The sequence below is a fragment of the Paraburkholderia bannensis genome, from assembly GCF_014200455.1.
GTDB classification, from domain to species: Bacteria; Pseudomonadota; Gammaproteobacteria; order Burkholderiales; family Burkholderiaceae; genus Paraburkholderia; species Paraburkholderia bannensis_A.
The window spans coordinates 1-24628 of sequence record NZ_JACHBW010000040.1; the positions used below are offsets into that span (position 1 = coordinate 1).

General features: G+C 61.7%; 18 protein-coding genes, 1 tRNA gene and 1 pseudogene. 19 read left to right on the forward strand and 1 reads right to left on the reverse strand.

Going from position 1 to position 24628, the window contains the following annotated elements; translation table 11 throughout:
- The 8 genes and pseudogenes from F4827_RS33955 to rplL all read left to right on the forward strand — a co-directional run.
- Positions 1-120 (forward strand): annotated as a pseudogene (locus F4827_RS33955) (elongation factor Tu); the annotation flags it as partial.
- 69 nt (positions 121-189) lie between these two features.
- Positions 190-265: transfer RNA gene (locus tag F4827_RS33960), tRNA-Trp, on the forward strand.
- Between the two features lie 38 nt (positions 266-303).
- Positions 304-684 carry a preprotein translocase subunit SecE gene (secE, locus tag F4827_RS33965; protein ID WP_183733352.1) on the forward strand — a complete coding sequence of 127 codons (381 nt, stop codon included), beginning with the start codon at positions 304-306 and terminating at the stop codon, positions 682-684.
- Position 685: 1 nt separating this feature from the next.
- A complete protein-coding gene (gene nusG / locus F4827_RS33970; RefSeq protein WP_027821101.1) occupies positions 686-1243 on the forward strand; it encodes a transcription termination/antitermination protein NusG in 558 nt (185 codons plus the stop codon).
- 181 nt (positions 1244-1424) lie between these two features.
- Complete coding sequence (gene rplK, locus F4827_RS33975) at positions 1425-1856, forward strand: 50S ribosomal protein L11 (RefSeq protein WP_027821100.1); 432 nt, start codon at positions 1425-1427, stop codon at positions 1854-1856.
- Positions 1857-2552 (forward strand): 50S ribosomal protein L1, encoded by a 696-nt coding sequence (gene rplA / locus F4827_RS33980; RefSeq protein WP_167065659.1) that lies wholly within the window; start codon positions 1857-1859, stop codon positions 2550-2552.
- 329 nt (positions 2553-2881) lie between these two features.
- On the forward strand, positions 2882-3385 hold the full coding sequence (gene rplJ / locus F4827_RS33985) for a 50S ribosomal protein L10 (protein ID WP_183733355.1): 504 nt from the start codon (positions 2882-2884) through the stop codon (positions 3383-3385).
- A 78-nt stretch (positions 3386-3463) separates the two neighbouring features.
- Entirely contained in the window at positions 3464-3838 is a 375-nt protein-coding gene (gene rplL, locus F4827_RS33990) for a 50S ribosomal protein L7/L12 (protein WP_027821097.1), read from the forward strand.
- Positions 3839-3841: 3 nt separating this feature from the next.
- Here rplL and F4827_RS33995 read toward each other — a convergent pair whose 3' ends face one another.
- A complete protein-coding gene (locus F4827_RS33995; protein WP_183733359.1) occupies positions 3842-4141 on the reverse strand; it encodes a hypothetical protein in 300 nt (99 codons plus the stop codon).
- An 82-nt stretch (positions 4142-4223) separates the two neighbouring features.
- Here F4827_RS33995 and rpoB point away from each other — a divergent pair, with 82 nt between their 5' ends.
- From rpoB to F4827_RS34050, 11 genes are all read left to right on the forward strand, one after another.
- Positions 4224-8330 carry a DNA-directed RNA polymerase subunit beta gene (gene rpoB, locus F4827_RS34000; RefSeq protein WP_183733361.1) on the forward strand — a complete coding sequence of 1369 codons (4107 nt, stop codon included), beginning with the start codon at positions 4224-4226 and terminating at the stop codon, positions 8328-8330.
- A gap of 21 nt (positions 8331-8351) precedes the next feature.
- Positions 8352-12614 (forward strand): DNA-directed RNA polymerase subunit beta', encoded by a 4263-nt coding sequence (gene rpoC / locus F4827_RS34005; protein ID WP_183733364.1) that lies wholly within the window; start codon positions 8352-8354, stop codon positions 12612-12614.
- Positions 12615-12936: 322 nt separating this feature from the next.
- Positions 12937-14232, forward strand: a complete 1296-nt coding sequence (locus tag F4827_RS34010) for an MASE1 domain-containing protein (RefSeq protein ID WP_183733367.1) — start codon at positions 12937-12939, stop codon at positions 14230-14232.
- Between the two features lie 3 nt (positions 14233-14235).
- On the forward strand, positions 14236-15765 hold the full coding sequence (locus tag F4827_RS34015) for an acyl-CoA-binding protein (RefSeq protein WP_183733370.1): 1530 nt from the start codon (positions 14236-14238) through the stop codon (positions 15763-15765).
- A gap of 4 nt (positions 15766-15769) precedes the next feature.
- Positions 15770-18097 carry a patatin-like phospholipase family protein gene (locus tag F4827_RS34020; protein ID WP_183733373.1) on the forward strand — a complete coding sequence of 776 codons (2328 nt, stop codon included), beginning with the start codon at positions 15770-15772 and terminating at the stop codon, positions 18095-18097.
- Positions 18098-18264: 167 nt separating this feature from the next.
- Complete coding sequence (locus tag F4827_RS34025) at positions 18265-18591, forward strand: hypothetical protein (RefSeq protein ID WP_183733376.1); 327 nt, start codon at positions 18265-18267, stop codon at positions 18589-18591.
- Between the two features lie 138 nt (positions 18592-18729).
- The gene (recQ, locus tag F4827_RS34030; RefSeq protein ID WP_183733379.1) at positions 18730-20577 is read left to right on the forward strand and encodes a DNA helicase RecQ; all 1848 of its coding nucleotides are present in this window, start codon (positions 18730-18732) and stop codon (positions 20575-20577) included.
- Between the two features lie 268 nt (positions 20578-20845).
- Complete coding sequence (gene rpsL, locus F4827_RS34035) at positions 20846-21226, forward strand: 30S ribosomal protein S12 (protein ID WP_027821136.1); 381 nt, start codon at positions 20846-20848, stop codon at positions 21224-21226.
- A gap of 184 nt (positions 21227-21410) precedes the next feature.
- Positions 21411-21881 carry a 30S ribosomal protein S7 gene (gene rpsG, locus F4827_RS34040; RefSeq protein ID WP_006053291.1) on the forward strand — a complete coding sequence of 157 codons (471 nt, stop codon included), beginning with the start codon at positions 21411-21413 and terminating at the stop codon, positions 21879-21881.
- 148 nt (positions 21882-22029) lie between these two features.
- On the forward strand, positions 22030-24132 hold the full coding sequence (gene fusA / locus F4827_RS34045) for an elongation factor G (protein WP_183733382.1): 2103 nt from the start codon (positions 22030-22032) through the stop codon (positions 24130-24132).
- Positions 24133-24227: 95 nt separating this feature from the next.
- Positions 24228-24628, forward strand: a 401-nt coding sequence (locus F4827_RS34050) for a GTP-binding protein (protein ID WP_183733385.1), incomplete at its 3' end; no start/stop codon positions are given.

Here is a 24628-nt window from a genome sequence, read left to right on the forward strand (position 1 = left end):
AACGTGTCGATCACGGTGAAGCTGATCGCTCCGATCGCGATGGAAGAAGGTCTGCGCTTCGCAATCCGCGAAGGTGGCCGTACCGTCGGCGCTGGTGTGGTTGCAAAGATCATCGAGTAAGTTTTTTGCCAGTCTCGGTGATCGACTGAGTGGTTTCGGGGTGGTTTAACCGCCACCCCAGCATGGTTTAGGGGTATAGCTCAACTGGCAGAGCGTCGGTCTCCAAAACCGAAGGTTGGGGGTTCGATTCCCTCTGCCCCTGCCAACTTCCCGCGCCTCTAGCGCGTTGTTCTTTAAGGTGTTATGGCGAATCCTTCCGTCGAGACTGTTAATACTTCCAGCGACAAGCTGATGCTTGTAGTGGGCGTATTGTTGGTTGTGGCCGGGTTCGTAGGGTTCTACTGGCTCGGTAGCCAGGAGTGGTATGTCCGCGGTGCAGCGCTCGCAGTTGGCGTCATCGCAGGTGTGGTAGTCGGTCTTCTCTCGGCGCCCGGCAAGAGCTTCATCGCGTTTGCCAAAGACTCGTACAAGGAAGTTCGCAAGGTCGTCTGGCCGACTCGAAAAGAGGCCACGCAAACGACCCTGGTGGTCTTCGGTTTTGTGCTGGTAATGGCCATCTTTCTGTGGGTTTGCGACAAATCCATCGAATGGGTGATTTTCTCGGCGATTCTGGGTTGGAAATGATATGAGCGATACACCGGCATCCCCGAGCGGAAAACGTTGGTATGTGGTGCACGCCTACTCCGGGATGGAGAAGAGCGTGCAACGTGCGCTTCAAGAGCGCATCGATCGTGCTGGCATGCAGGACAAGTTTGGCCAGATCCTCGTCCCGACTGAAGAAGTCGTTGAGGTGAAGGGTGGTCACAAGTCAGTGACCGAACGTCGTTTCTTCCCGGGCTATGTCCTGGTCGAAATGGAAATGACGGATGAAACGTGGCACCTCGTGAAGAACACGGCAAAGGTGACGGGTTTCGTCGGCGGGGCGCGCAATCGCCCAAGCCCGATTTCTCCGCGCGAAGTCGAAAAAATCATGTCGCAGATGCAGGAAGGCGTTGAGAAGCCGCGCCCCAAGACCCTGTTCGAAGTCGGCGAGATGGTTCGTGTGAAGGAAGGCCCGTTCACGGACTTCAACGGCAGCGTCGAAGAAGTCAATTACGAAAAATCGCGTGTCCGGGTATCAGTCACCATTTTTGGTCGCGCCACACCGGTCGAACTCGAATTCGGCCAGGTCGAAAAGCTGTAAATCGAATACTACGGATCGCACCTTTGGGTGCGGTCCGTTTTTCCGCGCTTACGGTCCGCGTTATGGCCGTAGAGGAGCGTCAGTAGCTCGGTCGGCTGTAAAAATGTTGGTACAGCGAAGATTTTGCGAACGCGCGCTACCACTCACCTGAACGCTCGCGCGTTCCATTGAGGTTTTCAACATGGCAAAGAAAATCATTGGCTTTATCAAGCTGCAGATTCCTGCAGGTAAAGCCAACCCGTCGCCGCCGGTCGGTCCGGCACTGGGCCAGCGCGGCCTGAACATCATGGAGTTCTGCAAGGCGTTCAACGCGCAGACCCAGGCGATGGAACCGGGTCTGCCGATTCCGGTCGTCATCACCGCGTTCGCTGACAAGAGCTTCACGTTCGTCCTGAAGACGCCGCCGGCTACCGTTCTGATCAAGAAGGCAGCGAAGGTCGACAAGGGCTCGGCAAAGCCGCACACGGACAAGGTCGCTACGATCACCCGTGCGCAAGCCGAAGAAATCGCCAAGACCAAGATGCCGGACCTCACGGCAGCCGATATGGATGCAGCGGTCCGCACGATCGCTGGTAGCGCCCGCTCGATGGGCATCGTCGTGGAGGGCGTGTAAATGGCTAAGGTTTCGAAGCGTCAAAAGGCACTGGCTGCCAAGATTGACCGCCAAAAGCAATACCCGATCGCTGACGCACTGTCGCTCGTGAAGGAATGCGCTACGGCAAAGTTCAACGAGTCGATCGACGTCGCAGTCCAACTCGGCATCGATGCGAAGAAGTCGGACCAGGTCGTTCGTGGTTCGGTCGTTCTGCCGGCAGGTACGGGCAAGTCGGTTCGCGTTGCTGTTTTCGCACAAGGCGAAAAGGCTGAGCAAGCCAAGGCAGCTGGCGCGGAAATCGTCGGCATGGAAGATCTGGCTGAACAGATCAAGGCTGGCAACATGGACTTCGACATCGTGATCGCTTCGCCGGACACGATGCGCGTCGTCGGTACGCTCGGTCAGATCCTCGGCCCGCGCGGCCTGATGCCGAACCCGAAGGTCGGCACGGTTACGCCGGACGTCGCTACCGCGGTCAAGAACGCGAAGGCTGGTCAGGTGCAATTCCGCGTCGACAAAGCCGGTATCATCCACGCGACCATCGGCCGTGCATCGTTCGAAGCGACCGCGCTGCGCAGCAACCTGGACGCGCTCCTCGAAGCGCTGACCAAGGCCAAGCCGGCAACGAGCAAGGGCGTGTACCTGCGCAAGATCGCTGTTTCGAGCACGATGGGCGTTGGCGTTCGCGTCGACCAGTCGTCGCTGTCGGCCTGATTGTCGCAAGCGTCGCAAACAGTTTTGCCGCGTTGAAGCCTGAAAAGGCGGCAGCGCGGATTAAAGGGCTTTGGGCGGTTGCGCGGTGGCAAGTACCGCATCGCGCAACCGGTTGTCAAAGACCGTTGGTGGGAGTGCAGCAGTCAGGTGCTTCCTTAATGTAAAGCCAACGCAGATGGCGAACCCGAAAAAGTTTTGAAGTGTTGATGTGAGCAAGGCAGACGGCAACGTCTGACGATGCAAGCTGATTTACTCCGGACTGGTCGGTCGCCGTTGTTGAACGCGGCATCTGGCGCAATCGCGTTGGGTGTCGAATCTGGAGGTTAACCGTGCCACTGAACAAAGAAGGTAAGCAGGCCGTCGTGGCTGAAGTCTCCGCGCAAGTCGCGAAGGCTCAGACCATGGTGCTGGCCGAGTATCGTGGAATCGCGGTTGGCGATCTGACCAAGCTGCGCGCGAAAGCGCGTGAGCAGCAGGTGTACCTCCGCGTGTTGAAGAACACGCTGGCGCGTCGCGCTGTTGAAGGTACCCCGTTTGCTCCGCTGGCAGAGCAGATGACTGGCCCCCTGATCTACGGCATCTCGGAAGATGCCATTGCTGCTGCGAAGGTCGTGAACGACTTCGCAAAGAGCAATGACAAGTTGGTCATCAAGGCTGGTTCCTACGAAGGCAAGGTGATGGACGTGGCAGGCGTGCAAGCGCTGGCCAACATCCCGAGCCGCGAAGAACTGCTCTCGAAGCTGCTGTTCGTCATGCAAGCTCCTGTCTCCGGCTTCGCGCGTGCTCTCGCCGCGCTGGCAGAGAAGAAGCAAGCAGAAGAAACCGCTGCCTGATTTCAGGCCGCGAACGAACAAGCAAGAGCGAGCGAAGATCGCTAGCTGTTTCCGAATTCAAATCTGGAGTAATTTCAAATGGCAATCGCAAAAGAAGACATCCTCGAAGCCGTTGGCTCGATGTCGGTTCTCGAACTGAACGAACTGGTCAAGGCATTCGAAGAGAAGTTTGGCGTGTCGGCAGCTGCTGTGGCAGTCGCAGGCCCGGCAGGCGGCGGCGCAGCTGCTGCTGCTGAAGAGCAGACCGAATTCACGGTCAACCTGCTCGAAGCTGGCGCAAACAAGGTTTCGGTCATTAAGGCTGTTCGCGAACTGACGGGTCTCGGCCTGAAGGAAGCGAAGGACCTGGTTGACGGTGCACCGAAGCCTGTTAAGGAAGCTGTGCCCAAGGCTGCTGCTGAAGAAGCCAAGAAGAAGCTGGAAGAAGCCGGCGCGAAGGCTGAAATCAAGTAAGTTTCAGCGCGCTGTGCGAAGGCTGGCGGTTTTTACACCGCCGGCCTTTTTGTGCTTTTTGGGTTCTGCGTTTTTGTGTTCGATTTTTCGGCAATTTTTGCCGAAAGCGGAGGCGGGATGCGGGACCCAGAAGCCAAAGAAAAACGTCTTGTGCAGGGTGAGTTTTTGATCGCCGTCTGTGCGCACGACGCTTCTCTTTGTCTTCTGAAGCGACTGCAGAAGGCAAGTTTGGTCGGGCAGCGGGCAAGTTATGACAAGCCGGTATCCGCTGCCGTCAGCCAGCGGTTGGTAGAGGCCAACCACCAAGCTTCCAGGGCTCGCGCAGCCATCGGGTCTCAGTCGGTGAACACTCGGGTCGTCCTACCCGCCGTGATTCGGAGATCGTATGCAATATTCCTTCACCGAGAAGAAGCGTATTCGCAAGAGTTTCGCGAAACGCCCCATCGTTCACCAGGTTCCTTTCCTGCTGGCAACCCAGCTTGAATCATTCAGTACGTTCCTGCAAGCAGAAACGGCGAGCGCCCAGCGCAAGCCTGAAGGTCTGCAAGCAGCGTTCACGTCTGTTTTTCCTATTGTTTCCCATAACGGCTTTGCTCGTCTAGAGTTCGTCAGCTACATGCTGTCGTCGCCGGCATTCAACATCAAGGAATGCCAGCAACGCGGTTTGACGTACTGCTCGGCGCTGCGTGCCAAAGTCCGTCTCGTCCTGCTCGACAAGGAATCGCCGAGCAAGCCGGTCGTGAAGGAAGTGAAGGAGCAGGAAGTGTACATGGGCGAAATTCCGCTCATGACGCCTACTGGCTCGTTCGTCATCAACGGCACGGAACGTGTCATCGTCTCGCAGCTGCACCGCTCGCCTGGCGTGTTCTTCGAACACGACAAGGGCAAGACGCACAGCTCGGGCAAGCTGCTGTTTTCGGCACGTATCATTCCTTACCGCGGTTCGTGGCTCGATTTCGAGTTCGACCCGAAGGATGTGCTGTACTTCCGCGTCGACCGTCGCCGCAAGATGCCGGTCACGATCCTGCTGAAGGCCATCGGCCTGACGCCGGAACAGATCCTCGCGAACTTCTTCGTGTTCGACAACTTCACGCTGATGCCGGAAGGCGCGCAGATGGAGTTCGTGCCGGAGCGTCTGCGAGGCGAAGTCGCGCGTTTCGACATCACCGATCGTGAAGGCAAGGTCATTGTCCAGAAGGACAAGCGCATCAACGCCAAGCACATCCGCGACCTCGAAAGCGCCAAGACCACCTTTATTTCGGTGCCCGAAGACTACCTGCTCGGCCGCGTTCTCGCGAAGAACGTTGTCGACGGCGACACGGGTGAAGTCATCGCCAACGCGAACGACGAAATCACCGAAGGCGTGCTCGACAAGCTGCGCGAAGCGAAGATCAAGGACATCCAGACGCTCTACACGAACGATCTGGATCAAGGTCCTTACATCTCGTCGACGCTGCGTATCGACGAAACCGCCGACAAGATGGCAGCTCGCATCGCGATCTACCGCATGATGCGTCCGGGCGAACCGCCGACCGAAGAAGCGGTCGAGGCGCTGTTCAACCGTCTGTTCTACAGCGAAGAAGCGTACGACCTCTCGAAGGTGGGTCGTATGAAGTTCAACCGCCGCGTGGGCCGTGACGAAATCGTCGGCCCGATGACGCTGCAGGACGACGACATCCTCGCGACGATCAAGATCCTGGTCGAACTGCGCAACGGCAAGGGCGAAGTGGACGATATCGACCACTTGGGCAACCGTCGTGTGCGTTGCGTCGGCGAACTGGCGGAAAACCAGTTCCGCGCAGGTCTCGTGCGTGTCGAACGTGCAGTCAAGGAACGCCTCGGCCAGGCCGAAAGCGAAAACCTGATGCCGCACGACCTGATCAACTCGAAGCCGATTTCGTCGGCGATTCGCGAGTTCTTCGGTTCGTCGCAGCTGTCGCAGTTCATGGACCAGACCAACCCGCTGTCGGAAATCACCCACAAGCGCCGTGTTTCGGCACTTGGCCCGGGCGGTCTGACGCGCGAGCGCGCTGGCTTTGAAGTCCGCGACGTGCACCCGACCCACTACGGCCGCGTGTGTCCGATTGAGACGCCGGAAGGTCCGAACATTGGTCTGATCAACTCGCTCGCACTGTACGCGCACCTGAACGAATACGGCTTCCTCGAAACGCCGTATCGCAAGGTTGCAGACGGCAAGGTGACCGACCAGATCGACTACCTGTCGGCGATCGAAGAAGGCCGTTACGTGATCGCTCAGGCGAACGCGGCAGTGGCTGACGACGGCACGCTGACCGACGAACTCGTCTCGGCGCGTGAAGCAGGCGAAACGCTGATGGTCACGCCGGACCGCATCCAGTACATGGACGTGGCGCCGTCGCAGATCGTCTCGGTTGCAGCTTCGCTGATTCCGTTCCTTGAACACGATGACGCGAACCGTGCACTGATGGGTTCGAACATGCAGCGTCAGGCCGTGCCTTGCCTGCGTCCGGAAAAGCCGGTCGTCGGTACGGGCATCGAGCGCACCGTTGCGGTCGACTCGGGTACGACGGTTCAGGCGCTGCGTGGCGGCGTGGTCGACTACGTCGATGCTGGCCGTATCGTGATTCGTGTGAACGACGACGAAGCGGTTGCCGGTGAGGTTGGCGTTGATATCTACAACCTGATCAAGTACACGCGTTCGAACCAGAACACGAACATCAACCAGCGTCCGATCGTGAAGATGGGCGACTGGGTGGCGCGCGGCGACGTGCTGGCTGACGGCGCATCGACCGATCTGGGCGAGCTCGCGCTCGGCCAGAACATGCTGATCGCGTTCATGCCGTGGAACGGCTACAACTTCGAAGACTCGATTCTGATCTCGGAGAAGGTGGTCGCCGACGACCGTTACACGTCGATCCACATCGAAGAACTGAATGTCGTTGCTCGCGACACGAAGCTCGGACCGGAAGAAATCACGCGCGACATTTCGAACCTCGCGGAAGTGCAGCTTGGCCGTCTCGACGAGTCGGGCATCGTGTACATCGGCGCGGAAGTCGAAGCGGGCGACGTGCTGGTGGGCAAGGTCACGCCGAAGGGCGAAACCCAGCTCACGCCGGAAGAAAAGCTGCTGCGCGCGATCTTCGGCGAGAAGGCTTCGGACGTGAAGGATACGTCGCTGCGCGTGCCCTCGGGCATGAGCGGCACGGTCATCGACGTGCAGGTGTTCACGCGTGAAGGCATTACCCGCGACAAGCGTGCCCAGCAGATCATCGACGATGAACTGAAGCGCTATCGCCTCGACCTGAACGACCAGCTGCGCATCGTGGAAGGCGACGCGTTCCAGCGTCTGGCGCGTATGCTCGACGGCAAGGTCGCGAACGGTGGTCCGAAGAAGCTCGCGAAGGGTACCAAGATCGATCAGGCTTACCTGAGCGACCTCGACCACTACCACTGGTTCGACATCCGCCTCGCGGACGAAGAAGCAGCGGCACAGCTCGAAGCCATCAAGAACTCGATCGAAGAAAAGCGTCACCAGTTCGATCTGGCGTTCGAAGAGAAGCGCAAGAAGCTCACGCAAGGCGACGAACTGCCGCCGGGCGTCCTGAAGATGGTCAAGGTGTACCTGGCAGTCAAGCGCCGCCTGCAGCCTGGCGACAAGATGGCAGGCCGTCACGGTAACAAGGGTGTGGTGTCGAAGATCGTTCCGATCGAAGACATGCCGTACATGGCGGATGGCCGTCCGGCCGACGTCGTGCTGAACCCGCTGGGCGTTCCGTCACGGATGAACGTGGGTCAGGTTCTCGAAGTGCATCTGGGCTGGGCCGCGAAGGGTCTGGGCTGGCGTATTGGCGAGATGCTTGCGCGTCAGACCAAGGTTGCAGAGCTGCGTGAGTTCCTCACGAAGATCTACAACGAGTCGGGCCACAAGGAAGACCTCGACAGCTTCAGCGACGACGAGATCCTCGAACTCGCGAAGAACCTGCGCGAAGGCGTGCCGTTCGCAACGCCGGTGTTCGACGGTGCGACCGAAGAGGAAATGGGCAAGATGCTCGATCTGGCGTTCCCGGACGACATCGCGCAGAACCTCGGCATGACGCCGTCGAAGAACCAGGTCCGTCTGTACGACGGCCGCACGGGCGAGATGTTCGAACGTACGGTGACCGTGGGCTACATGCACTACCTGAAGCTGCACCACCTTGTCGACGACAAGATGCACGCGCGTTCGACGGGTCCGTACTCGCTCGTCACGCAGCAGCCGCTGGGTGGTAAGGCGCAGTTCGGTGGCCAGCGCTTCGGTGAAATGGAAGTGTGGGCGCTCGAAGCGTATGGCGCTTCGTACGTGCTGCAGGAAATGTTGACGGTGAAGTCCGATGACGTGACGGGCCGGACGAAGGTGTATGAAAACCTCGTCAAGGGCGACCACGTGATCGATGCGGGCATGCCGGAATCCTTCAATGTGCTGGTGAAGGAAATCCGCTCGCTCGGTATCGACATCGACCTCGACCGCAACTAATCGGACTACGGAGAGAAGGCAATGAAAGCTCTGCTCGATCTATTCAAGCAAGTCCAACAAGAAGAAGTTTTTGACGCGATCAAGATCGGTCTGGCCTCGCCGGACAAGATCCGCTCGTGGTCGTTCGGTGAGGTGAAGAAGCCGGAAACGATCAACTACCGTACCTTCAAGCCGGAACGCGATGGTCTGTTCTGCGCGAAGATCTTCGGCCCGATCAAGGACTACGAGTGCCTGTGCGGCAAGTACAAGCGCCTGAAACATCGTGGCGTGATCTGCGAGAAGTGCGGCGTTGAAGTGACGCTGGCGAAGGTGCGTCGCGAACGCATGGGCCACATCGAACTGGCCTCGCCGGTCGCGCACATCTGGTTCCTGAAGTCGCTGCCGTCGCGTCTGGGCATGGTGCTCGACATGACGCTGCGCGACATCGAGCGCGTGCTGTACTTCGAGGCATACGTGGTGATCGAACCGGGCATGACGCCGCTGAAGGCGCGTCAGATCATGACCGAAGAGGATTACTACAATAAGGTCGAGGAATACGGCGACGAATTCCGTGCCGAAATGGGCGCGGAAGGCGTGCGTGAACTCCTGCGCGCGATCAACATCGACGAGCAGGTCGAAACGCTGCGCACCGAGCTGAAGAACACCGGCTCGGAAGCGAAGATCAAGAAGTACGCCAAGCGCCTGAAGGTGCTCGAGGCCTTCCAGCGTTCGGGCATCAAGCCCGAATGGATGGTGCTCGAAGTGCTGCCGGTGCTGCCGCCCGAACTGCGTCCGCTGGTGCCGCTGGACGGTGGCCGCTTCGCGACCTCGGACCTGAACGACCTGTATCGCCGCGTCATCAACCGTAACAACCGTCTGAAGCGTCTGCTTGAGCTGAAGGCGCCGGAGATCATCGTCCGCAACGAAAAGCGGATGCTCCAGGAAGCGGTTGACTCGCTGCTCGATAACGGTCGTCGCGGCAAGGCGATGACGGGCGCCAACAAGCGTCCGCTGAAGTCGCTCGCCGACATGATCAAGGGTAAGGGCGGCCGCTTCCGTCAGAACCTGCTGGGCAAGCGCGTGGACTACTCGGGCCGTTCGGTCATCGTGGTGGGTCCGACGCTCAAGCTGCACCAGTGCGGTCTGCCCAAGCTGATGGCGCTCGAACTGTTCAAGCCGTTCATCTTCAACAAGCTGGAAACGATGGGCGTTGCGACGACCATCAAGGCTGCGAAGAAGGAAGTCGAGAACCAGACGCCGGTGGTGTGGGACATTCTGGAAGAGGTGATCCGCGAACATCCGGTCATGCTCAACCGTGCACCGACGCTGCACCGTCTTGGCATTCAGGCTTTCGAGCCGGTGCTGATCGAAGGTAAGGCAATCCAGCTGCATCCGCTCGTTTGCGCGGCGTTCAACGCCGACTTCGACGGTGACCAGATGGCTGTTCACGTTCCGCTGTCGCTCGAAGCGCAGATGGAAGCGCGCACGCTCATGCTGGCGTCGAACAACGTCCTGTTCCCGGCCAACGGCGATCCGTCGATCGTGCCGTCGCAGGATATCGTGCTGGGCCTGTACTACGCCACGCGCGAAGCGATCAACGCCAAGGGCGAAGGCATGACGTTCACGGGCGTGTCGGAAGTGCTCCGCGCGTATGAGAACAAGGAAGTCGAGCTGGCCTCGCGTGTGAACGTGCGTATTACCGAAATGGTCCACAACGAGGACAAGTCGGAAGGCGCACCGGCATTCGTGCCGAAGATCACGCTGTACGCAACGACGGTTGGCCGTTCGATCCTGTCGGAAATCCTGCCGCCGGGTCTGCCGTTCTCGGTGCTGAACAAGCCGCTGAAGAAGAAGGAAATCTCGCGTCTGATCAACACCGCGTTCCGCAAGTGCGGTCTGCGTGAGACGGTGATTTTCGCTGACCAGCTGATGCAGTCGGGTTTCCGCCTGGCAACGCGCGCCGGTATTTCGATCTGCGTGGACGACATGCTCGTGCCGCCGCAGAAGGAAACCATCGTCGGCGACGCCGCGAAGAAGGTGAAGGAATACGACCGTCAGTACATGTCGGGTCTCGTCACCGCGCAGGAACGCTACAACAACGTGGTCGACATCTGGTCGAACACGTCGGAAGCGGTCGGCAAGGCGATGATGGAGCAGCTCGCGACGGAACCGGTCATCGACCGCGACGGCAAGGAAACGCGTCAGGAATCGTTCAACTCGATCTACATGATGGCCGACTCGGGCGCGCGGGGTTCCGCAACCCAGATTCGCCAGCTGGCGGGTATGCGCGGCCTGATGGCGAAGCCGGACGGCTCGATTATCGAAACGCCGATTACCGCGAACTTCCGCGAAGGTCTGAACGTGTTGCAGTACTTCATCTCGACCCACGGTGCACGTAAGGGTCTGGCTGATACGGCACTGAAGACCGCGAACTCGGGTTACCTGACGCGTCGTCTCGTCGACGTCACGCAGGATCTGGTGGTCGTCGAGGAAGATTGCGGCACGTCGAACGGCGTGGCGATGAAGGCCCTCGTGGAAGGCGGTGAAGTTGTCGAAGCGCTGCGCGACCGTATTCTCGGCCGCGTTGCGGTGGCGGACGTCGTCAATCCTGAAACCCAGGAAACGATCTACGCTTCGGGCGACCTGCTCGACGAAGACGCTGTCGAAACGATCGAAAGCCTTGGCATCGACGAAGTGCGCGTGCGTACGCCGCTGACCTGCGAAACGCGTTATGGCCTGTGCGCAAGCTGCTATGGCCGCGACCTGGGTCGTGGTTCGCGCGTGAACGTCGGCGAAGCTGTCGGCGTGATCGCAGCACAGTCGATCGGCGAACCGGGCACGCAGCTCACGATGCGTACGTTCCACATCGGTGGTGCGGCATCGCGTGCAGCCGTGGCTTCGTCGGTTGAAGCCAAGTCGAACGGTACGGTCCGCTTCACGGCGACGATGCGTTACGTCACGAATGCGAAGGGCGAGCAGATCGTCATTTCGCGTTCGGGCGAAGCCATCATCGCCGACGATCATGGCCGCGAGCGCGAGCGTCACAAGGTGCCGTACGGCGCGACGCTGCTGCAACTCGACGGCGACCAGATCAAGGCCGGCACCCAGCTCGCCACGTGGGATCCGCTGACGCGTCCGATCATCACCGAGTACGGTGGTACGGTGAAGTTCGAAAACGTCGAAGAAGGCGTGACGGTTGCCAAGCAGATCGACGATGTGACGGGTCTCTCGACGCTGGTCGTGATCGACGTGAAGCGCCGTGGTTCGCAGGCTTCGAAGAGCGTGCGTCCGCAGGTCAAGCTGCTCGACGCGAACGGCGAGGAAGTCAAGATCCCGAACACCGAGCACTCGGTGCAGATCGGCTTCCAGGTCGGCGCACTGATCACGGTGAAGGACGGTCAGCAAGTGCAGGTGGGTGAAGTGCTCGCACGTATCCCGACCGAAGCGCAGAAGACGCGTGACATTACCGGTGGTCTGCCGCGTGTGGCGGAACTGTTCGAAGCACGTTCGCCGAAGGACGCAGGTATCCTGGCGGAAGTCACGGGTACGACGTCGTTCGGTAAGGACACGAAGGGCAAGCAGCGTCTCGTTATCACGGACCTCGAAGGCAATCAGCACGAGTTCCTGATCGCGAAGGAAAAGCAGGTTCTGGTTCACGATGCACAGGTCGTCAACAAGGGCGAAATGATCGTGGACGGCCCGGCCGATCCGCACGACATCCTGCGTCTGCAGGGTATCGAAGCGCTGTCGCGTTACATCGTGGACGAAGTGCAGGACGTGTACCGTCTGCAGGGCGTGAAGATCAATGACAAGCACATCGAAGTGATCGTGCGTCAGATGCTGCGCCGCGTGCAGATCGTCGACAACGGCGATACGCGTTTCATTCCTGGCGAACAAGTCGAGCGTTCGGACATGCTCGACGAGAACGACAAGATGATCGCGGAAGACAAGCGCCCGGCAACGTACGAGAACGTGCTGCTCGGTATCACGAAGGCTTCGCTCTCGACCGATTCGTTCATCTCGGCGGCATCGTTCCAGGAAACGACCCGCGTGCTGACCGAAGCGGCGATCATGGGCAAGCGCGACGATCTGCGCGGTCTGAAGGAAAACGTCATCGTCGGCCGTCTGATTCCGGCTGGTACGGGTCTCGCCTTCCACAAGGCGCGCCGTGCGAAGGAATCGTCGGATCGCGAGCGTTTCGACCAGATCGCAGCGGAAGAAGCGTTCGAATTCGGTACGCCGGAAGCTCCGGCCGCCGAAGTGCCGGTGGAAACGCCGCACCAGCCGCATACGACGGACGAGTAAGGCGAAGGGCGGCGCATGCCGCCTCTCGCATCACGAAGTACCTCGTAAAACCGCCCGGTTTCGACCGGGCGGTTTTTTTTCGTCCCGCGTCCGCAGCGCGGACTCGCCCAGTGAGAAACCACGAGGAAAACTCCTACAATTTTGAGAGTAATCCTCTCAAATTCAGAATCGTCTTACATTCACGCAAAATCGACGCCCCTAGCATGGGAGGGCGTTGATGCGTCGCGTCTGCCCGCAGGGCCGATGATGCGTTGACGTCTCGCTCAACCGCGCGATGCGTCCAGCTCCTTGCCGTTCGCACCGCCTTCACCGTGACGGTGCAATGAATCTCCGTGCTCGCAACATGCCGCTTTCGCATGCGGCATGCTGGCTTCTTCTTTATTTGGCAACCGGCGCGCTGTCGGGCCAGTTCAACGTCAACACCGCCGCGCTGGCGCCTTATGTCTGGCTGCCCACGGGCGTGAGCCTCGCCGCCATGCTGTTGCCGCGCTGTGCAGCAGATGGTGCGCTCGCCATCGCATTCGCGCTCTTGCAGGCCGTGCTCTCTCATCTGGGCGGACGCGATGTGCCGTCCTCGATCGCGCTCGGAGTTCTGGCGGGTGTCGCGCCGCTGGCGGCCGCAACGCTCGTGCGCCGCATGCGCGTGCCGCTGGAAGGCCTGCACCTGCTGCAGGCCGTCGTGTTGGCCGCGCTCGTGAGCGCCGTGTTGCTCGGCGGCGGCGGTGCGCTGTATTTCTCGATCGCGAAAGACATGCCGCTGTGGGCGCCGATGTGGCAATGGAGCGCCGCGATCTTCGTGGGCGTGTGCATCACGTTTCCTCTGCTTGCCGTCTGGGCTCAGTTTCGCCCGAGGCGCTCCGCGCCGCGCGACGGCGGGCGCGAAATCGTGGGCTATGCCACGTTCGCCGCGATGGTGGCGATTACGTGGTGGCTGTTCGACCGTGCGACGACCGGCAGCATGGAGGCCGTGGGCGTAGCGTGTCCGCTTTATCTGCCGATGTTCTGCGTCGTGATCGTTACGATCGTGGGCGGGGCGCGCGGCGGCACGCTGGCGGTGTTCGCGTTGATGCTCATCTGTCTCGGCCATACGGCGGCGGGTGAGGGGCCTTTTGCTGCGCAGTCGGTGCCGGCCTCGCTCACCTTGCTGCAGGCACAGCTCTACATCGGCGTCTCGGCGATGCTCGTGCTCATCGTGCATGCGTTACGCGCTGCGCAGGCACAAGCCAGCCTGCAAGCCGAGTGCTGGCGTACCGATCTGGAGCTCGCGCTCGCCGGCGCCGCGCAGGCGGCCTACTCGGTCGATCCCGCGACCGGCAGGGTGCAGTGGTTTGGCGACGTGCTGCGGCTGACCGGCCACACCGCCGGGCGGCTGGCCACCATCGACGATGTCATTGATCTCGTGCATCCGCAGGACCGCGCGAGGCTGCGCGAGCGCTGGTGCGCGCCCGATACCGCCGTGCTGACGGCGCCCGCGCATCTACGGTTTCGCCTTGCGCGCGTGCGCGGCGGCCAGGACTGGATCGAACTGTTCGATCTCGGTTCGCCGCTTTCGGATGGCAATGGCCGTGTCGCTTTCGCGGCCGGGGTTTGGCAAAACCCGTCCCCGGCGGCGAGGTGAATCATGAGACCACGCACAGGGGTGCTCCTGATCCACGGACTGGGCGGCACGCAATTCGATCTCGGCTCAATGCACAAGCATCTCAAGCGCTGCGGCATCGAAACACATTCACTGACGTTGCCCGGCCACGGCACCACGCCGGAGGCGCTGGTTTCGATACGCGCGGAAGCCTGGATCGATGCGGTCAGGGCGAAATATCGCGAGCTTATCGGCCAGTACGAGGTCTTTCATGTAATGGGCATGTGCATGGGCGCGCTGCTCGCTGCCGCACTGTGCGCGCTCGAACGGCACGACAAGGGCCGCCTCGTCACGCTGGCGCCGCCGCTCTACATCGACGGATGGAGCACGCCGTGGTGGCGCGCGGCGCGCCATCTCGCCTACTACCTGCCCGTGCTGCCCGCCAGAATGAAAATTGAGGAAAGCGAACCATTCGGTATCAAGAACGCGCTGGTGCGCAACATCGTCAAGGCGAAATTCGCGCGCGGCGACAATTTCCACTATCGCTGGGTGCCGCTCGCGTGCATTCGCGAAGTCGATCGTCTGCGCCGCCAGGTCAAGCGAGATTTGCCGGGCATTGCATGTCCGACGCTAGTCGTCCATGCGCGCGAGGACGAATTGACCAGCCTGAAATCGGCGGCGCTGATCGCCCGCAAGGCGCCCGATGCGCGGGTCGTGGTGCTCGAAAACAGCTACCACATGATCTGCGTCGACAACGATCGCGATCAGGTCGTGAGCAGCGTGCTCGATTTTTTCGAGGCCGTGCCGCAGGAGACGGCTGCGGCAATGGAGGCGCAGCCGTGTACACCGGATGAAGTGCAGTCGCTGCTCAAGCGCTTCACGAGCGCAATGCGCGAGCAGCGTTACGAGGACGTGCTTGCGCTGCTTTCGGCCGAGGTGCGTTGGGAGCAAGGAGGCTCGAACCCCGTTGCGCGCGTCTGCGAAGGCCGCAACGCGCTGATCGATCTGTTCTCGCAGTTTTCGACGCTGTCAGCCGGCACATTCCGCGTGGTTGGCTTCGGCGAGCCGGATTGCGCCAGCGATGGCACGGTGCGTGTGCCCCTCTTCACCGAAGCCGCGGCGGCGGGCACGACGCTGGCGGCGAGTGGCCGTCTGCAACTGGCATTTGGCGGCGCGCGCATCCGCGCGGTTCGCTACGAGCCGGACCGGTACGCCGAGGAGGATGCATTCTGGAATGCCGCGGCGCGCTCGGCCGACGGCGATGCCGCTCGATTCGCGATGCCTGCGCCGTCCGGCGTCGATCCGGCGTTGAGCGGCGCGGCGCTTGCCGCCGCGTTCGAGGTCGCGGTGGCCGAAATGAATGCGCCGGGGCGGCCGCTGCCGCCTGCCGTCCTGTTGCGGCTGCGCGCGCTCTATAAGCAGGCGCGTTCCGGCGACGTGGGCTGTGCCAGGCCTGGCGTGATGGACACGATAGCTCGCGCGAAGTACGGCGCATGGGCGCAATTGCGCGGCACCTCGCGCGAAGAGGCGATGTACGGCTATGTGTCGTATGCGCGCTCGCTGGCGCAGGATTGAGCACATGTGGCGGCAGAGGTTGAACGCTCCCGCGCGCGTGCTGGCTGTCTGGCTGGCGGCGCTGTTGATGACCTTGGCCGCTGCTGCCGCCAATGCTTCGTCGCCGCCAGACACCGTTTCGCCGGCCGGTGAAAGTGGCGGTGCAACTCCGGCGGCGGTGCCCGCACGCCCGCGCATCTGTCTCGCGCTTTCGGGAGGGGGCGCGCGCGGCTATGCCCACTTAGGCGTACTCAAGGAACTCGAAGCCTTGCATGTGCCGGTCGACTGCATTGCAGGGACCAGCATGGGTGCCGTGATCGGCGCGCTCTACGCGAGCGGCATGAACGCCGATGCCATCGAGCAGGCGTTGTCAGGCCAGAATCTGAGCGACGTCGCGTTCGATCGCGATGCGCGCAGCGATCTGCCCGAGTCCTCGCGCGAGGACAATCTCATGTATCCGATCGGCTTGCCAATGGGCTTTGGCGGTGGCCATCTGAGAACGTCAAACGGGCTTGTGCAGGGCAACCAGCTCATGGCCCTGCTGCGCACGCACACCGGCCAATATCCCGGCGACATCGATTTCGATCGTTTGCCGATTCCGTTTCGCGCCGTCGCCACCGATCTGGAAACCGGCGAGCGCGTGGTGCTGCATGACGGCTCGCTGCCGCTGGCGGTGCGCGCAAGCATGGCGGTGCCGGGTCTGTTCGCACCGGTGAAAATCGGCGAGCGCACGCTGATCGACGGTGGCACGGCATCGAACCTGCCGATCGATGTCGCCCGCGAGATGGGCGCGGACATCGTGATCGCCGTCGATATCGGCACGCAGTTGCAGCGCGCGGATCAGCTCAATTCGATGGCGGCGGTGACGGCGCAGATGGTGCGGCTGATGATGTCGCGCAACGTGACTGCGCAGAAGGCGACCTTGCGCGCGAGCGATATCCTGCTTGAGCCCGACTTGGGCTCGCTCTCGTTCACCGATTTCGGCGCCATGCAGCGCGCCGTGCAGGCCGGCGACGCGGCTGCGATCCAGCAGCGCGAGCGGCTTGCTGCGCTATCCGATGGGCCGCAGCAGTACGCCGTCTGGCGCGCGAATCTGTCCCAGGCTGCGGCGCTGCCGCCCGCAACGCGCATCGCGCGCATCGAGGTGTCGACGCGCGGACGCCTCCCGGCAAGCCACGTTGAAGCGGCGCTGCGCGTGAAGCCCGGCGATGTCTACGATGCGCCCAGCGTCGACGCAGACCTCGCCCGGCTGGCGCGCACCGACGATCTGGAAAGCGTCTCGCAGACGCTGACCGGCCCGCCGGGCGAACGCGTGCTGCACGTCGAGGCCAACGAAAAGAGCTGGGGGCCGAACTTCCTGCTGTTCGGCCTCGGGCTGTCGACCAATTTCGACGGCGACGGCGCGTTTTCGCTGCAGATCGGCCACCGTCTGCCGTGGATCACGGCGAGCGGCCTGTCGTGGCGCAACGACATCATTCTGGGCAGCCGCGATCTGGGCTGGCGCACCGAACTGCGCCAGCCGATCTTTGGGCAGGTGTATCTCGCGCCTTATGCCTCGATCCGCCGCAACGACGCGAACTTCTATGCGGACAACGGCGTCAGGGAGCGCCCGCTTGCCACCTTCGTGCAGCAGAACCTGCGCGTCGGGCTAGATGTGGGCGTACCGCTTGGCAATTGGGGCGAGGCGCGAGCGGGCGTCGCGCAGGTGCGCACGTCGTTCCAGGCGCGCTCGTCGGTGCTCGCGCTCGACGGCCAGGGCCAGGCGCAAACCGAAACACCGTCGCTATCGCCGACCACGCAGACAGTGGCCAGCGCGGGAGTCAGGATAGATCAGCTCGACGACCCGGTATTTCCCCGCCACGGCTTTCACCTCGAAGGGCGCGCGGAGATGGGGCTCGGCGGCTCGGATTCCGGCTACAACATCGCCTACGCACGCGGACTATGGGCCGCAAGTCACGACATATTCAGCCTGAATGCGGCGTTCGAGATGGGTGGGGCATTCGGCAGCAGTCGCGACGCGCCTACGTATCTGTTTACGCTCGGCGGCTTCCAGCATCTGTCGGCCTACGCGCAGGATCAATTTAGCGGTGCTTACATCGCGTACGCGCGTGTCAGCGGCCTCGCGCAACTCTCCAGGGATGGCTCGGGACCGCTGCGCGGCATCTTCACGGGCGTGAGCCTGGAAGGCGGCAATGTATGGAATACCTCGAAGCAATTCGCGCGCGGACCGTGGCTGAGCAGCGCCAGCACCTTCGTCGGCGCGGTGACGGCGATCGGGCCGGTATACTTCGGCGTCGCGATGGCGCCGCGCGGTGCGCACAGCGTCTATTTCCAGCTCGGCAACCGCTTCTGATGCGGCGCGCGCGTCCCGCGCCCGCGCCTGCGACTTCGCGCCGCGGCGGGCAGCGGCTCGCTGCGCGTCACGGTGGCGCGTGCTAACGTAGCGCGCCAAGTCCGACCTGCGGCGTCATTTCGTACTACAGCGCAGTCGGCGTTCATCTGAATCTGGAGGCAGTAATCATGTGGTTCGTCGGGATCGGTCTTATCCTGAATCTGGTGGCATGCGTCGCCAATTTTTCGCATCTGCTGCATTTCGTCGGCAAGGAACAGGCGGCCAACTTCTTCGCGACCTTCCTCGTGCTGTGGGCGTTCCTGATCATCGGCTTCATCATGCAACTGGCGCGCAAGGTGAAGATGGGCGCCTTGCTGCTCACGCTCGGCTCGCTCGTGTTCATGGTGGGCAGCGCCGTGCTGCTGCCGTTCGGCCTGCTCGTGGTGGTGTCGTTCGTCGCCGGCATCGTGACGATCGTCGGTGCGATGCAGGTCATGCGCCGCCGCGAGGCCTGATCCAGGCGCGCGCATTTTGCAGCGCTATTTCCAGCTTTACCCTGGCCAAACGGCCAATCTTCGAGGTCGCGGCGGTCACGGTGCGTCCGGGTTGGTAAAATCCGGTCCACCGCCTTTCGCTCCATCGCCGCCGCCTTCATGTCCCGCTCCCTCGAAATCCTCAACGAAGTCTTCGGTTATCCCGCTTTTCGAGGGCAGCAAGGCGAGATCGTCGAACACGTCGCAGGAGGCGGGGACTCGCTGGTGCTCATGCCCACCGGCGGCGGCAAATCGCTCTGCTACCAGATTCCGGCGCTGGTGCGCCATGAAGCCGGGCTCGGTGCGGGCATCGTCGTCTCGCCGCTGATCGCGCTCATGCAGGATCAGGTAGCCGCGCTCACCGAAGTCGGCGTGCGCGCGGCCTATCTGAACTCCACGCTCAGCGGCGCGGAAGCCGCGGCCACTGAGCGCGCGCTGCGCGAAGGCGATCTCGACCTGCTTTACGTGGCGCCCGAGCGCCTGATGACCGCGCGTTTTCTGGATCTGCTCGAACGCACGCGCATCGGCCTGTTCGCGATCGACGAGGCGCACTGCGTATCGCAATGGGGGCACGATTTCCGCCCCGAATACATCCAGCTGTCGGTCCTGCACGAGCGCTTTCCGCACGTGCCGCGCATCGCGCTCACGGCTACCGCCGACGCGATCACGCGCGACGAGATCGTGCATCGTCTCGCGCTCGACGACGCGCGCATCTTCGTTTCCAGCTTCGATCGCCCGAACATCCGCTACCGCATCGTCGAAAAGGACAACGCCCGCACCCAGCTGCTCGACTTCATCCGCGCGGAACACACGCGCGCAGACGGCACGACCGACGCCGGCGTGATTTATTGCCTGTCGCGCCGCAAGGTCGAGGAAACCGCCGAATGGCTCAAGGGGCAGGGCATCCGCGCGCTGCCGTATCACGCGGGCATGGAGTTCGAGGTGCGCCAGAAGCACCAGGAACTGTTCCAGCGCGAGGAAGGCGTGGTGATGTGCGCGACCATCGCCTTCGGCATGGGTATCGACAAGCCGGACGTACGTTTTGTCGCCCACCTGGATTTGCCCAAGAGCGTGGAAGGCTATTACCAGGAAACCGGGCGCGCTGGCCGCGACGGGCTGGCGGCCAATGCGTGGATGGCCTATGGTCTCGGCGACGTGGTGCAGCAGCGCAAGATGATCGACGAGTCCGATGCCGACGATCAGCACAAGCGCGTGCAGACGGGCAAGCTCGACGCGCTGCTCGGCCTGTGCGAGACGGCCACCTGCCGGCGCGTGCGCCTGCTCGCTTATTTCGGCGAAGAGAGCAAGCCCTGCGGCAACTGCGACACCTGCATCGAGCCGCCCGCCACCTGGGATGCCACGCGCGAGGCGCAGATGGCGCTCTCCTGCGTGTTCCGCGCGCAGCGCGCGAGCGGCTTCAATTTTGGCGCGGGGCATCTGATCGACATCCTGCGCGGCAACCGCAACGAAAAGATCCTGCAGCGCGGGCACGAGAAGATCTCCACCTTCGGCATCGGCGCGGCGCTGTCGGAGCCCGAATGGCGCGCGATCTTCCGGCAGCTGGTGGCGTTCGGCTATCTCACCGTCGATCACGACGGCTACGGCGCGCTCGTGCTGACCGAGGCGAGCAAGGCCGTGCTCAAGGGCGAGCAGAGCGTCACGATGCGGCGCTACGTGAAGCCCACGCGCACGCGCGCGTCGTCAAGCCGCACCAGCGAACGCGCCGATCCGACCCTCGGCATGAGCCCGCGTCAGCGTGCGCGCTGGGATCGCCTGCGCCTATGGCGTACGGAAACCGCGAAGAGCGAGGGCGTGCCCGCCTACGTGATCTTCCACGACGCCACGCTGGCGGAGATCGCCCGCAACGGCCCCGAATCGGTGGACGAGCTGCGCGACATCGCCGGTATGGGCGCGCGCAAGCTTGAGCGCTTCGGCGAGGAACTGGTCGAAGTCGTCGGTGACGATTGAGGGTTGGCGAATCCTCCCGATTAACGGTGAGCGCGGTTTTTGATGCCGCCGCACCGTCACCCATTCTTCACATTCTCTGTGGTCCGAAATACCTCAAGTCGTTGACTCGCTTGGTATTTTCGGAATATCATGCTGGGTTCCGGTCTTTGAGATGTCTGCGCTCGTCGCGCATTTCAGGGTCCGGCGTTCTCGTAGCAGTTTAGATGCGTGGTTTTCCGCTTTGCCCGGAAATAAATGCATCGATTTTGTTCAATTTCAGGAATAAACAATGCCAACCATCAATCAACTGGTTCGCAAAGGCCGCACTTCGGAAGTCACGAAGAGCAAGTCGCCGGCCCTGCAGGACTGCCCCCAGCGTCGTGGCGTGTGCACCCGCGTGTACACGACGACGCCGAAGAAGCCGAACTCGGCACTCCGTAAAGTTGCCAAGGTTCGTCTGACGAACGGCTTCGAAGTCATTTCGTACATCGGTGGTGAAGGCCACAACCTGCAGGAACACTCGGTTGTGCTGATCCGCGGCGGCCGTGTGAAGGACTTGCCGGGTGTGCGTTACCACATGGTTCGCGGCTCGCTGGATACCCAGGGCGTCAAGGATCGTAAGCAGGCTCGTTCGAAGTACGGCGCGAAGCGCGCGAAGGCTGCGAAGTAAGAGCCAGGGTCGTCACGCTTTCGGGCGTTGGCGATAAAAGCGACAGGTGCCGGATTGGCCGGTGCTGTCGAGTAAGTGGTCACCCGACCAGGCTGGTAAGTCGTAATGGATGAATCGGGTTAGTTGGTGGCCGCGGAGCGTTGGGTTCCATCCACGCTTCAACTGAAAAGTTAAAGGAAGAAACATGCCGCGTCGTCGCGAAGTCCCCAAGCGGGAAGTGTTGCCGGATCCGAAGTTCGGTAACGTTGATGTAGCCAAGTTCATGAACGTGCTGATGCTCTCCGGCAAGAAGTCGGTTGCCGAGCGTATCGTGTACGGCGCTTTCGAACAGATCCAGACCAAGGGTGGCAAGGACCCGCTGGAAGTGTTCACTGTCGCGCTCAACAACGTGAAGCCGGTGGTGGAAGTGAAGAGCCGCCGCGTTGGTGGTGCGAACTATCAGGTTCCGGTCGAAGTGCGCCCCTCGCGTCGTATGGCATTGGCGATGCGTTGGCTGCGTGAAGCCGCGAAGAAGCGCAGCGAGAAGTCGATGGCCCTGCGTCTGGCAGGTGAGCTTTCCGAAGCGGCCGAAGGCCGTGGCGGCGCGATGAAGAAGCGCGACGAAGTTCACCGGATGGCAGAAGCGAACAAGGCGTTCTCGCACTTCCGCTTCTAAGAGAAAACCCCTTCTGGGGTTGGCTCAAAAGACGGAAAAAATTCCGGGCGGGTGCGCTTATCAAGCGCCTCGCCCGTTTGTGTTCAGGCGCGTTGGGTTGGCCCGGTTGGGTCCGACTACGGCGCGCACCTCCCGATAGAGGATCAAAGTGGCTCGCAAGACTCCTATCGAGCGCTACCGTAACATCGGTATTAGCGCTCACATCGACGCCGGCAAGACGACGACGACCGAGCGCATTCTGTTTTACACCGGCGTGAACCACAAGATTGGTGAAGTTCACGACGGCGCTGCAACCATGGACTGGATGGAGCAGGAGCAGGAGCGTGGCATCACGATTACCTCCGCTGCTACGACCGCGTTCTGGAAGGGCATGGGCGGCAACTACCCCGAACATCGCATCAACATCATCGACACCCCGGGCCACGTCGACTTCACGATTGAAGTCGAGCGTTCGATGCGCGTGCTCGACGGCGCATGCATGGTCTACTGCGCAGTGGGCGGCGTTCAGCCCCAGTCGGAAACCGTGTGGCGTCAGGCTAACAAGTACAAGGTTCCCCGCCTCGCGTTCGTCAACAAGATGGACCGTACGGGCGCGAACTTCTTCAAGGTCTACGACCAGCTGAAGACGCGTCTGAAGGCGAACCCGGTTCCGGTCGTGGTGCCTATCGGTGCAGAAGACACGTTCCAGGGCGTGGTCGACCTCATCAAGATGAAGGCGATCATTTGGGACGAAGCCTCGCAAGGCACGAAGTTCGACTACGTCGAGATCCCCGCAGAACTCGTTGACTCGTGCAACGAATGGCGCGAAAAGATGATCGAGTCGGCTGCTGAAGCCAGCGAAGAGCTGATGGAAAAGTACCTCGGCGGCGAAGAGCTGTCCGAAGCGGAAATCGTCAAGGCGATCCGCGACCGTACCATCGCTTGCGAAATCCAGCCGATGCTGTGCGGCACCGCGTTCAAGAACAAGGGCGTGCAGCGTATGCTCGACGCCGTGATCGACTTCCTGCCGTCGCCGGTGGACATTCCCCCGGTCACGGGCGAACTCGAAAGCGGCGAGAAGGCAGAGCGCCGCGCAGCTGACGACGAAAAGTTCTCGGCACTCGCGTTCAAGATCATGACCGACCCGTTCGTCGGCCAGCTGATCTTCTTCCGCGCGTACTCGGGCGTCGTCAACTCGGGCGACACGGTGCTGAACTCGACCAAGGGCAAGAAGGAACGCCTTGGCCGTATTCTGCAGATGCACGCGAACAACCGTGAAGAAATCAAGGAAGTTCGTGCTGGCGACATCGCTGCAGCAGTGGGCCTGAAGGAAGCAACCACGGGCGACACGCTGTGCGACCCGGCGAACCCGATCATCCTGGAACGCATGATTTTCCCGGAGCCGGTGATTTCGCAGGCCGTCGAGCCGAAGACCAAGGCTGACCAGGAAAAGATGGGCCTCGCCCTGAACCGCCTGGCACAGGAAGACCCGTCGTTCCGCGTCCAGACGGACGAGGAATCGGGCCAGACCATCATTTCGGGTATGGGCGAACTCCACCTCGAAATTCTGGTCGACCGTATGAAGCGTGAATTCAACGTGGAAGCGACCGTCGGCAAGCCGCAGGTTGCATACCGCGAAACGATCCGCTCCACGGCGAAGGACGTCGAAGGCAAGTTCGTCAAGCAGTCGGGCGGTCGCGGCCAGTTCGGTCACGCTGTCATCACGCTTGAGCCGAACGAGCAAGGCAAGGGCTACGAGTTCCTGGACGAGATCAAGGGTGGTGTGATCCCCCGCGAATTCATCCCGGCAGTGGACAAGGGTATCCAGGAAACGCTGAAGGCAGGCGTGCTGGCGGGCTTCCCGGTTGTCGACGTCAAGGTTCACCTGACGTTCGGTTCGTACCACGACGTTGACTCGAACGAAAATGCGTTCCGCATGGCCGGCTCGATGGCGTTCAAGGAAGCAATGCGCAAGGCGCAGCCGGTCATCCTCGAACCGATGATGGCTGTCGAAGTCGAAACGCCGGAAGACTACATGGGCAACGTGATGGGCGACCTGTCGGGCCGTCGCGGTATCGTCCAGGGCATGGAAGACATGGTTGGTGGCGGCAAGATCGTTCGCGCCGAAGTGCCGCTGTCGGAAATGTTCGGCTATTCGACGTCGCTGCGCTCGCTGTCGCAAGGCCGCGCAACGTACACGATGGAATTCAAGCACTACGCAGAAGCACCGCGTAACGTGGCCGACGCGATCATTAGCGCGAAGGCGAAGTAAGCATCGGCGCTCATTTGAGCACGCAGCGGATCGGGCAGGTGCCCGGTCCGCAACGCACAGTCACCGGTTCACCACTTTTTTGAAAGAAGAGAAACATGGCAAAAGGTAAATTCGAACGGACCAAGCCGCACGTCAACGTTGGCACGATCGGTCACGTTGACCACGGCAAGACCACGCTGACGGCAGCGATCACGACGGTTCTGACCAAGAAGTTCGGCGGCGAAGCGAAGGCATACGACCAGATCGATGCAGCGCCGGAAGAAAAGGCACGTGGCATTACCATCAACACCGCGCACGTCGAGTACGAAACGGCTAACCGCCACTATGCACACGTCGACTGCCCGGGCCACGCTGACTATGTGAAGAACATGATCACAGGCGCGGCACAGATGGACGGCGCAATCCTGGTTTGCTCGGCTGCTGACGGCCCGATGCCGCAAACGCGTGAGCACATCCTGCTGGCGCGTCAGGTTGGCGTTCCGTACATCATCGTCTT